Source organism: Sphingomonas sp. Leaf38, assembly GCF_001421825.1.
GTDB lineage: Bacteria > Pseudomonadota > Alphaproteobacteria > Sphingomonadales > Sphingomonadaceae > Sphingomonas.
On the sequence record NZ_LMLD01000009.1, the window covers coordinates 572,000 to 586,098 of the forward strand.

The following is a 14,099-nucleotide window of genomic DNA, read 5'->3' on the forward strand; positions in this document are numbered from 1 at the left end:
CTCCATTTTTATCGTTGGCGGCGATGTAGCACTTATCAATACGATCACAACAAAAAGAATGGACGTTTTGTTTACGACCATGTAGAGAACCGTATATCGGCGGCATTCGATCGTCGAACGGAGGGGAAGCATGGACGCTAGGATTTTCGCTGCCTTGTGCAGCACCGCCTGTCTCACGGCATGGACGCCGGGCCTCGCGCAGACCGTTGCGCCGAACTCGACCGCGGTCGCCGCGCCAGCGGAGGAACAGGCCGAGGCCGGTGACATCGTCGTGACCGCGAACAAGCGCGAAGAGCGGCTAAAGGACGTTCCGATCAGCGTCAGCGTCGTTTCCGGCGACCAGCTCACCCGCCAGAACGTCAACGAGGTCGCCGATCTGACGCGCAGTGCGCCTGCGCTCAATACCGCCGGCCCGTTCGGCGCGCTGAGCATCCGCGGGATCGGCAGCGTCTCGTTCTCGCGCTCGTCGGAAGGGAGCGTCGGCGTAGTCGTCGACAATGTCGCGCTGGCCGGCACCTCGACCAATCCACCATTGCTGTTCGACGTCGCGCGTGTCGAAGTGCTCGAAGGGCCGCAGGGTACGCTGTTCGGGCGGAACTCGTCGGCGGGCGTGCTCAACATCGTCACCAACGCGCCCGACCCGACGCGGCTGGAAGTGATCGCGCATACCGACATCGGCACGCGCGACACCTATGTCGGTCGCGGGGTCGTCAATTTGCCGATCGCCGGGAATGCGGCGTTGCGCGTCGCCGGGTCGTTCGCCCAGGCGCCCCGCAACCAGTATAACCGCTTCGACGACAGCTGGCAGCGGCAACGCAACTACGCCGGCCGCGCGCGCTTCCTGTGGGAACCGACGTCCGACATCACGATCAACCTGATCGGCGATTACAGCAATGCCGACCGCCGTGGCGGAGCGCCCTGGTCGGTGTTCGCCTCGACGCCGGGCAGCCGGTTGACGCAGCGTCTTACTGCGTGCGGGATCACCCTCGGAACCGAGAACCAGCAGGGTTGCATCAATGGCGGCAACCGGGGCTGGACCGAAAGCTACGGCGTATCGAACCAGATCGACATGCGGATCGGCGCGCATACGCTGACCTGGATCAGCGCCTATCGTGCGGTCGAGGGCGAGGTGCCGGCCTATGACGTCGACAGCGTGCCGGTGTACCGGCTGAACCAGACCGGGCCGTCCGACACGCATAATTTCAGTCAGGAATTCCGCCTGACGTCGCCATCCGGCGGCACGCTCGAATATGTCGCCGGGCTATATTACTTCGACAGCGAATTCGACGGCTCGGTCCAGCAGCTCGGGCCGGTCGCCACCGACGTGGGCGTCCCCTTCCCGCTCGGCCAGCGGCTGACGACGCACGCGCAGACCACCAGCGTCGCCGCTTTCGGGCAGGCGACGGTGCGGTTGGCGCCGGCGCTGCGCCTGATCCTCGGCGGCCGGTACGGCAACGAGAGCGTCGCCGCGCGCACCGGCGCGACCCTCGCCACCGGCGCGTTCGCACCAATCGGCAGCCTCTCACCGGTTCGCGGCAAGGCCGACGACGATTATTTCTCGTACCGCGTCGGCGCGCAGTTCGACGTGACCCGCGACGTCATGGTCTACGGCACGTATACGCGGGGCTATAAGGGGCCATCGATCAACGACCAGGCGTCCGGACCAACCATCCCGGTGCTCGTCCGCCCGGAGATTCCGAAGTCCGGCGAGGTCGGGATTAAGGCCTCGGCATTCGGCGGGCGGATGACCGCGAGCCTTGCCGGCTTCTATACCAAGGTCGACGATTTCCAGGCGCAGTTCTTCGACCCGGTCGCTGCCGCCTTCATCTTCGGCAACGCACCGTCGCTGACGACCAAGGGCGTGTCATTCAACCTGTTCGGGCGACCGACTCGTGGCCTCTCGTTCAATCTCGGCGCGGTCTATAACGATGCGCGTTACGGCGACGGCTATCTGGTCGCGTGTGCGCAGCAACAGACCGCGGCGCAGGGCTGCGTGCCGCAGGTCATTGGCGGCGTTGCGCGCGGCGCTGTCGACGATGCCGGTGGCAACCGGCTGGTCGGCACGCCGAAATGGAAGGTCACGGCCAGCGGCGAATACGCCGCCGACCTGTCGTCCACCACGCAGGCCTATGCGCAAGCGGACATGGTTTACACCTCGCGCATTAACTGGGATGCGGCGTTCAACCCGATCCTGCAGAACGCTCCGGTCGCGCTGTTCGGCGGTCGCCTGGGCATGCGGTTCGCCAGCCAGCGCTTCGGCGTCGCGGTGTTCGGGCGCAACCTGTTCGACGTCTATCGCCCGGCGGTCCGGTTCGCGACACCGACCGCCGCGTTGCAGCTCGATCCGCGATCCTATTCGCAGATCAGCGGTACGGATTCGCGCCGCGTCATCGGACTAAGCCTCGATGCCAAGTTCTGAGCCATCCGGTCCCGGTGTTAGCCGCGAGGCTGACGATCCACGCCTGTTCGTCGCCGCATCGGTGTCGCCCGAAGCTGGCGCGATCCTGCGGATGATCGGTGCGATGATCGCCGCAATGCCGCCGCAGCCGATCCCTGTATCGCAGGAGGAGTTCGATGCGGCGGCCTCGCAAGCGGCGGCTTGGGCGGAGACGATGATCGCTGCACCACTCGCGAAACTGTCGCCGACGCTGTCGGCTTGGGACGCAGGCGGCGTCCCGGTGCTGTCGATCACGCCGCAGGACGCGAAGGTGGGTGCGACCTCCCTCGTCTACATCCACGGCGGCGGGTTCGCCACCGGCTCTGCGCAGTCCTCGCGACTGACCGCGACGCTGGCAGCAGCGAGCACCGGACGCGTCGTGCATTCGATCGACTATACCCTGTCCCCCCGCGCCGATCATCGCGCGATCCTGGACGAAATCGTAGCGGCCTGGACCGCGATCATCGACTGGGAAGGCCATGTGCCCGGTCTGTTCGGTGACAGCGCTGGCGGATGCATCGCAGCGGCTGCGACACTGCTCCTGCGTGACCGTGGCGAGACGGTCCCGGCGGCACTCGCATTGCTCTCCCCGGTCGTCGATCTCGCAAGCGAGGGCGACACGAACCAGACCCTGGCGTCGGTCGACTATCTCGATCGAAACCGGTTGGAGATGGGCGTGCGTGGCTATGCCGCGCCCGCCGATTGGAGGTCACCGCTGGCCTCGCCGATCCACGGCGACTTCACCGACTTCCCGCCGACGCTGATTCAGGTCGGCACGCGCGAACTGCTGCTGAGCGACAGCGTCCGGCTGCACCGCGCGTTGCGGGCCGCCGGGCGATCGTCGCGCCTCGAAGTGTTCGAGGGCATGCCGCATGTCTTCCAGCCGCTCCTGGCCGACACTCCCGAGGGCGTTGCGGCCTGGGCCGACATGGCGGCCTTCTGGCAGGAGCATCTGGCATGAGCCACGGCATGCTGGTGCCGCCGCGCCGCCCCGTTAGGGTGCGTCGCATGACCGATCCGAACCCTAACTCTCCGTCTCCGCGCCCGTCTCAGCAGCGCCGTCCGCAGGCCGAACGCAGCGCCGACACGCGCGCCAAGCTGATCCAGGCGGCGATCGTCTGCCTGCACCGCGTCGGGTACAGCGCGACGACGATCACCACCGTCGCCGAGGAAGCCGGCGTCAGCCGCGGTGCGATGACGCACCAGTTTCCCGCCAAGACCGATCTCATGCTCGCCGTCGTTGAGGCCGTCTTCGAAGAGGATGGTGCCCTCTACGACCGCACCACCACGACGATGGACCCGGTCACCTGGCTGCGGGTACTGCCGGATACGATGTGGGAGGTGATGAGCCGTCCTGCGGGTATCGCGGTGATGGAGATCATGCTCGCGTCGCGCTCAGATCCGAGCCTCGGCGAGCCGCTGCGCGCGTTGCAGAGCCGCATCGACCAACAGGCTCATCGCTGGAGCAACGAACGTATCCGCGCCGCCGGTCTGGAGCCGCATCCAGAGGCCGAGGCGGTCCACGAGCTCTACGTCGCCGCAGTGCGCGGGCTCGCGCTCGAGGCCACGTTCATGAACAACACCGACGGCGTGCACCGCTCGCTCAAGGCGCTCTCCGACACGATGCTGCGGCTCTACCCCGCACTCGATCCCAAACCGTAAAGGATTACCGTTGCCCGACAGTCCGCGCCGCCCGATACCCCCGGGCTTTCTCTGGGGATCCGCCATCTCGGCGCACCAGACCGAAGGCAACAACATCAATTCGGACGCTTGGCTGTGCGAGACGGTCAGTCCCACATCCTATGCAGAACCGTCCGGCGACGCCTGCGACAGCTGGGATCGCTACGAGCTGGATTTCGACATTGCCGCCGGCCTCGGCTTCAACTGCCACCGGATCGGCATCGAGTGGTCGCGGATCGAACCCGAGCCCGGCCGCTTCTCGCAGGCAGCACTCGATCACTACCGGCGCGCGCTGGAGGCGCTGCATGCGCGCGGTCTCGCACCGATTGTCACGTTCAATCACTTCACGGTACCGCGCTGGTTCGCAGCACGCGGCGGGTTCGAGGTGGCGGAAGGCGCCGACCATTTTGCGCGCTATGTCGAGAGAACGACCGCCGCGATCGGCGACCTGATCGCCTATGCCATCCCGTTCAACGAGGCGAATATCCAGCGGCTGCTGGTGCTGCTCCGCGGTGGCACGGTGATCGGCCCGACCGCCGACGCCATGCTAGCAGAATGCGCGCGCCTGTCGGGTTCGGAGCGTTTCTCGTCGTTGCTGTTCGCCCCGCTGGCCACCTGTGAGCCGGTCATGCTCGATGCGCAGGCCAAGGCGGCGGCTGCGATGAAGGCGGGACCGGGCAATTTCCCGGTCGGCGTCACGTTGACGATGCAGGACGTCCAGGGCGTTGGCGAAGGCCATCTGGCGGATGCCGTGACCGAGATGCTGTACGGGCCGTGGATCGACGCGGCGAAGGCGGCCGATTTCGTCGGCGTGCAGACCTATACGCGGATACGGGTCAGCGCGCAGGGACAGATCCCCCCAGCCCCCGATGCCGAACTGACCGCGGCCGGGTATGAATTTTATCCGCAGGCGCTCGGCAACACGATCCGTTTCGCGCACGCAAAGATCGGCCGGCCGATTCTGGTGACCGAAAGCGGTATCGCCACGCACGACGACACGCGCCGCATCGCCTTCATCGACGCCGCGCTCGCCGAAGTGCGGCAATGCCTCGACGACGGCATTCCAGTCAGCAGTTATATCTGCTGGTCGCTGCTCGACAATTTCGAATGGACCCGCGGCTATGGCGAGCGCTTCGGCCTCGTCCATGTCGACTACGAGACGTTCGCCCGCACGCCGAAACCCAGCGCGCATCATCTCGCCGCGATCGTGCGCTCCGGGACGATCTGATGGCGGCGGTAGAGATGCCGGTGGTCGGCCCCGAAACTGTCGGCCTATCGCGCGCGCGCGTGATCGCAATGGACGCGGCGATCCAGGCACATATCGATCGGGGCACGATCGCCGGTGCGGTCATGATCGTCGCGCGCCATGGCAAGGTCTGTCACGAAGTGGCGCTGGGAAAGCGCGACATCGCCAGCGATGCGCCAGCCTCCATCGACGACCTGTTCCGTATCTTCTCGATGACCAAGCCCGTAACGGCCGCCGCGATGTTGGTGCTGTGGGACGAGGGTCGCTGGACGCTCGACGATCCGATCGCGCAGCACCTGCCGGAGTTTGCGGACCTCCAGGTTTTCGCCGGGCTGAACCCAGATGGCAGCATGCGCGTCGAACTACCACATCGCGCACCGACCTTGCGCGATCTGTTCACGCATACCGCCGGGTTCAGCTATGGCACCCGGCTGTCCGATCCCGGCGATCCGGTCGACGCTGCCTACCAGGCTGCAGGTGTATGGGACACGGACACGCTGGCCGAGATGATGGCGCGGCTGGCACGGGTTCCGCTAGCGTATCAGCCCGGTACGTCGTGGCGGTACAGTCTCGGCATGGACGTGCAGGGCGCGATGATCGAACGCCTCACTGGCCAAGCCTTCGGCGCGTTTCTCTGCGAGCGCGTATTCGAACCGCTCGGCTTGCGGGATACGGGGTTTCAGACACCGCCAAGCGAGCAACACCGGCTTGCGACGCTTTATCTCAAAGCGCCGGACTCGCCGCTGGCCTGGATCCCGAACCCGATGTTTACCGACGCCACGAGCGAGCCAACGCGATCGCTCGGTGGCGCCGGCCTTGTTTCCACCGCCCGAGATTACGCCCGGTTCGCGGCTATGCTGCTCGGCCGTGGACAGTTGGCGGGTGTCAGGATCGTGTCCGAACGCGCGGTCGCCCTGATGACGCGCAATCACCTGCCGGACACCCTGATCGAGCACGGCTTCGTAATGGGTCACCAGCGCATTGGCCCCGGCCGTGGCTTCGCCCTGAACGGCAGCGTCGTCACCGATCCTGCGCTTGCCGACGTGCCCGTCGGCATCGGCACCTATCAGTGGGACGGGGCGGCAGGAACATGGTTCTGGATCGACCCCGCCAACGACCTGCTCGTCGTCGGTATGACCCAGACTCTGTCCTATACCGCTCCGCCGTTACAGGCGGAAACGCAAGCATTGATACGCGCAGCGCTCGCTGGCCGAGATGTTAAAGACAATGCTTAGGGAGATCTTCTCGTAACTCGAAGATCAAAACATCTCTGAAATGACCAAATTACTCTAACCTGTCAGATACCCCGTGATTCGACAGCAATAAGACAGGATACGTTTTATGCGTTTGCCCATGCTTTGCGCCATTTTTTGCTATGCTTCTTCCGCAAGTTGCGTCCGCGACGACCTATCAACTTACGGGTCCGATCGAACGCCGATATGCCGCGGATGGCCCGTGGGCAACGGCGACCATGGTTACTCGCCCGTGCGACCGCGAAAGCAATGTCTGCGATATTTGGTATCCCAGCGATCTCGGCTCAAACCCGCTGAAGCAGGAAACGACTGGTTTTCACCATCCAGCCATAGTATTTGCAGACGGCACGTCGGACGGGATCACTGCAGACTACGCCGCTTTCTTCCTTCGCCATCTTGCGAGTTGGGGGTTCATCGTCATCCGTTCGCGCGACGGCGCGACCGGACATGGAGACACAGTACTCGATACGGCTAGTTTCCTGCTTGATTTAGCCAAGAATACCGGCAGCATTTTCTACGAAAAGGTCGACGCCGATAACGTCGGTCTCGTCGGTCATTCGCAGGGAGCCGCGACGACGACGCTTCTGTTCTCGCGCAATACGCCGATCTTCAAAACGTACGTACCGATCGAGACGCCAATCCGGCCGTTCTGCGTGATCGTCAAATGCACGATCGATCTGGGTGCGTTGGCGAAGGTAACCCACGGTTCGATTTTCTACATTGGTGGCGATTTGGATGCCGCATCCAGCTTGCCGACGAACCTCGGATATTACGCGCCGACATCGAGTAAGATCGATAAGGTAATGGGCATGATTGCCGGCGGAAGCCATGGCGAGATTCAGGGTAATCCAGGCTGCGAAAGCGTTGGCATACCGCTATACTGCAACATCGGCGCCTATCCGCTGCTCGGCTATCCCACCGCCTGGTTCATGTGGAAATTGCAGAATGCCGCAGACGGACCGGCGGCTTTCGCGGAAAACGGTGAACTTTCCCATGCAGCACCCAACTGGCTTGGCGTACTCAGTAACGTCCGAAACCGATGAGCTACGAGCAGTGACTACATCCTCTCGTCTACTGCCGTTGGGCCTTTTGGTGGCATGCTGCGTGACCGCGCTAACTTTGGCGGCGATGTTTGCCAGGCAAAACCATGCTGATCATCAGACGGATGACAATCTGCGGATCGTAAGCGTGAAAGCACCGGTGGGCCATTCATCACCTGGTAGTTCGTCCAACCGTTATAATAACACCCCAACGGACGAGTCCGATTGGGAGGCAGCTGAACGGAATTCAGTCTTGCGCGCGCTCGCCGTGCCTACTTCAGCGCATATTCGTATCGAAATTGGTTCCGATCCTAAACGGCAATCGCTATGCGGAGAGATGCGGCCGACACAGGACCGACCTTTTCGCCGCTTTATCTACATCAGGACCGCCAAACTTGCGGCATTAGACGATGGCAGTTCAGATTTTGCGGTCACCTATGATCAATTGTGCCATTAATACGCTTTAATTTATTCCGATGACAGCTGCGCTACACGAACCATTTATTCATAGCCTACCTAGCTCACACAGCTTCGTTCTCGCAAAGAATTTGCCAAGATGGGCCTCAAATCCCTTTAGACATCATGACCCAGTTCCGGACGCTCAGCCGAGATTTCGCGCCTCCCAGTTCCGGACATCTGTTCATATCGGCTATACGCGTCGACAAGCGGCGCTTTACAGGAGGAAGTGGAGCAAAGCGGTTGCTCACGCGTCCCGGCGGAACCGCAGCTCGCGATGGGATTGGACATTACTGATTGCGAATGGTGCTGACTGCGAATGCCTGACTCTGGACTGAGAACGGAATGGCCGCTCAAGTCCGCAGCAAGCTGGCTCAGCCGCAGCTAATCTGTTCGGTCCTGAGTTCGCGCAGCAGCACTGGCTGCTGCGGCCCAACCCATAAGCCCGATCCCACCCAGCCACACCATGAAGGCAGCGCTGTCGCCGAGCAACGCGCAGGCGAAGCCGGGAACGCACGCTGCGGCGACCAACATCGCGCGTGGCTGGCTCGCGGCCCGGTCACGGTCGCCGGTGGCGCGCCGCCGCTTCGGATCGCCGATGCACAATAGGATCACCGGAAACGCCGAGAGCAGCAATGCGCCCAGCGCGACAGCGATCGTCATGCCTCGACCGGGTCCAGGATCAGCCCGTATCCCCGCGACGCACGCGGCCACATCGTCCGGCAGTCGCGGACCAGCCATGCGCCACCGATCACGAACGCGAGGTCGAGCGCCGCAATCACCGGCTGGCCGGCGCGATCGCCTCAGCCCAGCCAGGGCCGCCGGCGGCGAACAAGCGCAGCAGCGGCAGCGTGAGCATGACGCCGCCCGTCGCGACCTTGAGCATGGTGGTCAACACGGCGTTGCTGCGCGCCACGGCGCCCGCAAGGATCGCGGCGCCCGCGGCGATAAGGAACGCCGTCATGGTCCAGTAGACCGCCGCGGTCGCCACGAAGGACCGCATAAATGCAGCGAATTAAACTGGCAAGCTTAATGCTATTGATAATCTGTCGCAACGATATAGGAGCGCCCACAATCGAACTGGAACGAGACGAAGGGGCGGAATATGGGGAAGTTGATCGTTGTGGCCGGTATGGCGGGCGTGCTGGCCAGTTCTGCGGCCTGGGCGCAGGATGCGGAGCCGGTAGCGCCGGATAACGAAATCGTGGTGACCGGCACCATCGCCGGCACGAAGACCGAAACCCCGCTGATCGAGCTGCCGCAGCCGCTAACCGTCATCACGGCGGACCAGTATCTGTCGCAGGGCGCGATCAACATCAGCGACACGGTAAAGTACGCCGCCGGCGTCCTCGCCAATCCCTATGGCCGCGATACGCGAGTCGACGGCTTCAACGTGCGCGGCATCAGCGCGCTGCAGTTCCGCGACGGCATGCGCGACATCTTCTCCTATTATGCCAGCATCCCCTCGGACCCGTATAATTTCTCGCGGGTCGAGATCGTACGCGGCCCGGCATCGGTGCTGTTCGGCCAGGGCTCGATCGGCGGTCTCGTCAACCTCGTCTCCAAGACGCCCGAGTTCCGCACCGGCGGCGAGCTGAACCTCGTCTATGGCAGCTATGACCGCAAGGAGGCGCTAGGGGATGTCAACCTGGCGCTCAGCGACACGCTGGCGATCCGTGCGGTCGGCCGCGTGCGCGATTCCGACACCTTCATCGATCATGTTCCCGACGACCGCGTGATGTTCGCGCCGTCGATCCGCTGGCAGCCGACGCCGGATACCGACCTGATCCTGACCGGCCTGTACCAGAAGGACGACACCGGCTCGACCTCGCAGTTCCTGCCGATCGTCGGCACCTTCGCGCCCAATCCCGACAATCCGGGCGGGCGGCTCGATCCCTACACCTTCGTCGGCAAGGCCGGCTGGGACCGCTATGCCGGCCGCTCGCTCCAGGGTGGCGGAACGCTGATCCACCGCTTCTCGGACACTCTTCGTATCAGCCTGAAGGCACGATACATCGACAGTGCCCTCGAATATTTCACCCATTACGCTGACAGCTATACCAACCCGACCAATCCGTTCGCAGTCTACGGCACCGATGGCCGCACCATCGGGCTGTACGCCGAAGCCAGCGATGCGCGAATGAACGTCTTCTCGACCGACAACAACGTCCAGTTCAAATTCAACACCGGCGCGGAGATCGAGCACACGCTGCTGGCTGGTCTCGACTATAGCTGGAACAAGGTCGGCAAGCGGTTCGCGACCACGGCGCTGGAGACGGTCGATCTCTACGACATCGATTATGATGCGCTGCAGACCTACGACCCCGGCGGCCCGTTCGCCTATGATTCGCAGAAGCAGCTCGGCGTCTATCTCCAGGACCAGATCCGCTTCTTCGACCGCGTCTCGGTGATCGTCGGCGCCCGCCGCGACCATGTGACCAACTCCTCGGGCCAGGAGGACAATGCCACCACCTTCCGCGCCGGCATCATCGGCGAGGTCGGCGCCGGCTTCTCGCCCTTCTTCAGCTACACCGAAAGCTTCCTGCCGATCGCCGGCCGGCTGACCGGGCCCGGTGGCGTCCCGACCGCCCCCTTCAAGCCGCAGATGGGCACGCAATATGAGGCCGGGCTGAAGTGGCAGCCCGATCTCCGGACGCTGGTAACCGTGACCGGTTTCAAGATTAAGGAGCGCAACCGCGTCCTCTATCTGGCGAACAACGTAACGACCCAGTCCGGCGAATTGTCCACCAAAGGCGTCGAGTTTGAGGCGAGCCGCGTCCTGCCGGGCAATTTCGAGCTGCTGCTGAACTATGGCTACAGCCAGCTCGATTCCGAGGTAAACACCAGTCTCGACTATATGCCGCGGCACACCGCGTCGATTTGGTCGACAAAGACCTTCGGCGACACCAGCGAACCGCAGCTGAGGCTCGGCGCAGGCGTGGTGTATAGCGGGGAGAGCAAGTCGACCGGGACGCTCGATCCCTACGGTCTGAACGCCGCAATCGCTCCCGGCACGTTGTACACGGTCGTCACCCCGTCGCGCACGACGGTCGACGCGCTCGCGGAGATCAGCTGGGACAAATGGCGCCTGGCGATCAACGCGACCAACCTGCTGGACAACCGTGGTTTTGCCTCCTGCCTCGCGCGTGGCGACTGCTTCATGGCCGCCCCGCGCAACGTTATGGTAACGCTGGGCTTTCGGTTCTAGCGGGCGACGGCTTGGCATCACTGCTCGGCGGCATGGATGCCCGCGTGGCCAACGCCACCCCGGTTGGTTCTTCCTGCGGTAGAACCAACCGGACTACCAGCGCATCACGGTCAATTGGGCCCTGTTGGTTTCAGCTTACCCATCGGTGACTCTAACCGATTTGTACGGAGGACCGCATTCAGGGACGGTCGAGAACGTCGCAAGCGGCCAGTTCGGACCCGTTCTGCCTGTCCGGTTTGTGCCACGCGAACGGAAGAATCTGTCAGGAGCAGCCGTTCGCCGGCTAACGCAGCGATGGCTTGAAGTGGTCGGAAGCCGCCGCGATCGCCAAGACCCATAGTCGGCCATTCCCGCCCTCTCCCCCGCTTCCCAGAATCGGACGTTGACGCCCCTTCCCTCGCTTCCCGACTTTGGACGCTGGTTCATCTTTGCGAATGACCGATGTTGAAGCCCGGCTTTCCGCTCGCGAAGGGAAGGAAAGCGGACCTTCCGCTTTGGGCGCCAGGCCGCAGGAAACCGACCACTGAACGGGTATCTTAGATGCATCAGTCTTTTGCATCGCCGCAGCCCCCGGTCTCCTGCCGTGCTTAGGCTGATGCGAAATCGGTGATTTCTGCATCAGGGCATCGATGGCGATCACTGTTGGCTAAGTGGCATTCGATGATAGTCTCCATGCTTGCTGCGTCACTGCAAAGGGCCTTATCCATGATTGCCGTCCTCACTGCTCTCCTGCTTCCGATCATGCCTCTCGAAGGCTCTGCGAAGTGGGATATTGCGGGAATGACCCCGAGCCGCCCTGCGGTCACTTATTACGAGGAAGGCAAGCCAAGCTTCGTGATGACGTGCAGCGGTACGCAAACCACCGTTCAGGTTAGAGGATTCACAGCCGCGCAAAAATGGCCGCAGCCTGCGATGTCCTTGAAGTTTGGTACCACTACGCGTTCTGCAAATCCCGATCTAAGAATGATCGGAGATCAAACGGCCTTCGAATTCCAGTTTGCGATCAGCGATCCCGTACTGTTGGCACTGAAGAACGGCGCTCCGCTAGTTGCGACGTACAATGGCAAGTCGCGCAGTTTCCCGGTAGCACCTGCCCTATTTCGCCAAGAATTTGCGGATAAGTGTTCCGCCCTCGTCCCGCCGGGAATGCGCGCGAGCTGATAGCGCTCACGATAACCGACGCTGCGTGCGCCATGACATGATACAAAGATTTGAGACGTGCATCGCGACCCTCGCAGTTTGGCCATTTCCGGCGCGCTGCATATCCTGTGATTTTAGCTTTCGTTGAGCGGCGCGATGGTGGCAACCGGGTGTCAGGTCAGATACCAACTTTGTCATCCTGCTGCGCGATGGGGACAAGGAAAAGCGATGTTGATGACCCGTCCTCGTAGCGTGCCGCGGTTTTCACGCTTGGCACTTCTCCTCATACCGGGATTGTTCTTCGCCTTTTCTGCACCGGTTCGTGCCCAAAGCGGTTCTACGACAACTGCCGGAAGTGCAGCCCCGGAAAGACGTTTTGCTCTCACATTTACGTCTGGTGCGTCCTGGTCGCCGTCGTCGATCGAGGTCCATCAAGGGCTTGTTCTGTTCAAGGCCTGGATCAATGGGCGTGATGCGACCGTCCTGCTCGATAATGGCGCAGCCAATACTTTCGTAAATGCGGGATTCATCCGGCGAGCGGGCGGCTCGCCCGGCCAAGATTCCTATTCAGCGCAGACAGGGAGCACTACCCTTCAGGGCTATCCGGTCAAGGACGTCACGTTCGTAGTACCGAACCAAGTTCGCATTGCGGGAACGCTTGTCGCGCTGGACCTTGCACCTTTCTCCAAGATCGTTGGCCGCCCCATCGACGCGGTTCTCGGAGCTGATGTCATGCGTCATCTGGCCGTGATGGTTCGCCCCATCGACAAGACACTTTATCTGGTCCGCACCGGCAAGATGACGCCCAAAAACGGGGCGCGGGCCTCCGTCATCCCGATCATCGAGGGGAACAATGTCGAGGCTGCGATCAACGGCAAGCCGGTCCGGCTCGCGATCGATCTCGGGTCAAACGGAATCATTCAACTATCCCGACAGGCATGGAGCCAAGTCATACCGGCACAGACTGCGACATCCACGCAGCAGGTTAGCGGGGGAGATGGTGTTGTTCAGGCCTTGAAGGCGGTGTCCAATGCATCATTCCAGCTCGGTGCGGTCAGGGCGGATAATGTTACCGTCACAACGGGTGCGACGCTGCCGGTTGAAACGCAGGGGCTGCTTGGCACCGCGTTCTTGTCGAAGTTCAACATCATTCTCGACCTCGGACAGAAAAAGCTGATCCTGCCCCCCCTGTGAACGCTGCCGCTAGATGGTGGCATTCTGATCGCAATATCTGTCGCCGCTTGATGGGCTGGCTTCCTCGGTAGCGAAGCCGTGGAGGAACGCTGTACGCGGGCCGCTGTCCAGCGACCGCCGCCTTCGGGATCGACAACCAACCTACGCTAGCGACCGGCCTGGGGAACGCCGGCCCCCGCTACGTGTGATGCAAAACTTTTGATTTTTGCATCAGGAATGTCCGGGATGGTAAGGAAAGCAGACTGTCCGCTTTGGAGGCAACGCCCCGGGAAACCTGCCATTGAACGGGTATTCCAAATGCATCAGTATTTTGCATCGCCCGAGCGGTTGGCTTCTCTCAGTTTTTGGGCTGATGCGAAATCCGTGAGTTTTGCATCGCGTCGCGGTTGAGGGGTAATTCGTTACGTAGGGTATTCGTCACCAGTCTAGGTGCATACTCAGCGGA

Annotated in this window: 13 protein-coding genes; 10 read left to right on the forward strand and 3 right to left on the reverse strand. The window is 62.6% G+C overall.

Translation table 11 applies throughout. From position 1 onward, the window contains the following. Window positions 1-130 precede the first annotated feature (130 nt). The 7 genes from ASE88_RS04830 (at window position 131) to ASE88_RS18775 (ending at window position 8,113) form a co-directional block, all read left to right on the forward strand. The gene (locus ASE88_RS04830; protein ID WP_056475957.1) at window positions 131-2,419 is read left to right on the forward strand and encodes a TonB-dependent receptor; all 2,289 of its coding nucleotides are present in this window, start codon (window positions 131-133) and stop codon (window positions 2,417-2,419) included. Then, window positions 2,406-3,398: an alpha/beta hydrolase gene (locus ASE88_RS04835; protein ID WP_056475960.1), complete on the forward strand. Its 993-nt coding sequence runs from the start codon at window positions 2,406-2,408 to the stop codon at window positions 3,396-3,398. The genes ASE88_RS04830 and ASE88_RS04835 overlap by 14 nt, the downstream gene beginning before the upstream one ends. 8 nt (window positions 3,399-3,406) lie before the next feature. Beyond that, window positions 3,407-4,099 (forward strand): TetR/AcrR family transcriptional regulator, encoded by a 693-nt coding sequence (locus tag ASE88_RS04840; protein ID WP_056476461.1) that lies wholly within the window; start codon window positions 3,407-3,409, stop codon window positions 4,097-4,099. A 10-nt stretch (window positions 4,100-4,109) separates the two neighbouring features. Then, on the forward strand, window positions 4,110-5,345 hold the full coding sequence (locus ASE88_RS04845) for a glycoside hydrolase family 1 protein (protein WP_056475964.1): 1,236 nt from the start codon (window positions 4,110-4,112) through the stop codon (window positions 5,343-5,345). Between the two features lie 68 nt (window positions 5,346-5,413). Continuing rightward, on the forward strand, window positions 5,414-6,598 hold the full coding sequence (locus ASE88_RS04850) for a serine hydrolase domain-containing protein (RefSeq protein WP_268795207.1): 1,185 nt from the start codon (window positions 5,414-5,416) through the stop codon (window positions 6,596-6,598). A 140-nt stretch (window positions 6,599-6,738) separates the two neighbouring features. Continuing rightward, on the forward strand, window positions 6,739-7,659 hold the full coding sequence (locus tag ASE88_RS04855; RefSeq protein ID WP_056475967.1) for an alpha/beta hydrolase: 921 nt from the start codon (window positions 6,739-6,741) through the stop codon (window positions 7,657-7,659). A 61-nt stretch (window positions 7,660-7,720) separates the two neighbouring features. Next, a complete protein-coding gene (locus ASE88_RS18775; protein WP_156356917.1) occupies window positions 7,721-8,113 on the forward strand; it encodes a hypothetical protein in 393 nt (130 codons plus the stop codon). A 383-nt stretch (window positions 8,114-8,496) separates the two neighbouring features. Here the strand turns inward: ASE88_RS18775 and ASE88_RS04860 are convergent, their stop codons facing one another. The 3 genes from ASE88_RS04860 to ASE88_RS04865 are packed head-to-tail and all read right to left on the reverse strand — an operon-like array spanning window position 8,497 to window position 9,103. Next, window positions 8,497-8,775, reverse strand: coding sequence for a hypothetical protein (locus tag ASE88_RS04860; protein WP_056475970.1), 279 nt, complete (start codon window positions 8,773-8,775; stop codon window positions 8,497-8,499). Beyond that, window positions 8,772-8,894 (reverse strand): hypothetical protein, encoded by a 123-nt coding sequence (locus ASE88_RS19715; RefSeq protein WP_268795091.1) that lies wholly within the window; start codon window positions 8,892-8,894, stop codon window positions 8,772-8,774. Before ASE88_RS19715 ends, ASE88_RS04860 begins: the two co-directional genes overlap by 4 nt. Further along, window positions 8,891-9,103 carry a hypothetical protein gene (locus tag ASE88_RS04865; RefSeq protein WP_156356918.1) on the reverse strand — a complete coding sequence of 71 codons (213 nt, stop codon included), beginning with the start codon at window positions 9,101-9,103 and terminating at the stop codon, window positions 8,891-8,893. The genes ASE88_RS19715 and ASE88_RS04865 overlap by 4 nt, the downstream gene beginning before the upstream one ends. 114 nt (window positions 9,104-9,217) lie before the next feature. Here ASE88_RS04865 and ASE88_RS04870 point away from each other — a divergent pair, with 114 nt between their 5' ends. From ASE88_RS04870 to ASE88_RS18180, 3 genes are all read left to right on the forward strand, one after another. Then, the gene (locus ASE88_RS04870) at window positions 9,218-11,320 is read left to right on the forward strand and encodes a TonB-dependent siderophore receptor (protein WP_056475973.1); all 2,103 of its coding nucleotides are present in this window, start codon (window positions 9,218-9,220) and stop codon (window positions 11,318-11,320) included. A gap of 705 nt (window positions 11,321-12,025) precedes the next feature. Then, a complete protein-coding gene (locus ASE88_RS04875) occupies window positions 12,026-12,481 on the forward strand; it encodes a hypothetical protein (RefSeq protein ID WP_156356919.1) in 456 nt (151 codons plus the stop codon). Window positions 12,482-12,688: 207 nt separating this feature from the next. Continuing rightward, complete coding sequence (locus ASE88_RS18180; protein ID WP_162233389.1) at window positions 12,689-13,654, forward strand: aspartyl protease family protein; 966 nt, start codon at window positions 12,689-12,691, stop codon at window positions 13,652-13,654. Window positions 13,655-14,099: the final 445 nt, after the last annotated feature.

Excerpts from the sequence above, each read along its gene's own strand:
- ASE88_RS04840 (WP_056476461.1), top strand. The coding sequence starts at position 3,407 with ATGCTGGTGCCGCCGCGCCGCCCCGTTAGGGTGCGTCGCATGACCGAT.
- ASE88_RS04875 (WP_156356919.1), top strand. The coding sequence starts at position 12,026 with ATGATTGCCGTCCTCACTGCTCTCCTGCTTCCGATCATGCCTCTCGAA.
- ASE88_RS04855 (WP_056475967.1), top strand. The coding sequence starts at position 6,739 with ATGCTTCTTCCGCAAGTTGCGTCCGCGACGACCTATCAACTTACGGGT.
- ASE88_RS18180 (WP_162233389.1), top strand. The coding sequence starts at position 12,689 with ATGTTGATGACCCGTCCTCGTAGCGTGCCGCGGTTTTCACGCTTGGCA.
- ASE88_RS04870 (WP_056475973.1), top strand. The coding sequence starts at position 9,218 with ATGGGGAAGTTGATCGTTGTGGCCGGTATGGCGGGCGTGCTGGCCAGT.
- ASE88_RS04835 (WP_056475960.1), top strand. The coding sequence starts at position 2,406 with ATGCCAAGTTCTGAGCCATCCGGTCCCGGTGTTAGCCGCGAGGCTGAC.
- ASE88_RS04860 (WP_056475970.1), bottom strand. The coding sequence starts at position 8,775 with ATGACGATCGCTGTCGCGCTGGGCGCATTGCTGCTCTCGGCGTTTCCG.
- ASE88_RS04850 (WP_268795207.1), top strand. The coding sequence starts at position 5,414 with ATGGACGCGGCGATCCAGGCACATATCGATCGGGGCACGATCGCCGGT.
- ASE88_RS04830 (WP_056475957.1), top strand. The coding sequence starts at position 131 with ATGGACGCTAGGATTTTCGCTGCCTTGTGCAGCACCGCCTGTCTCACG.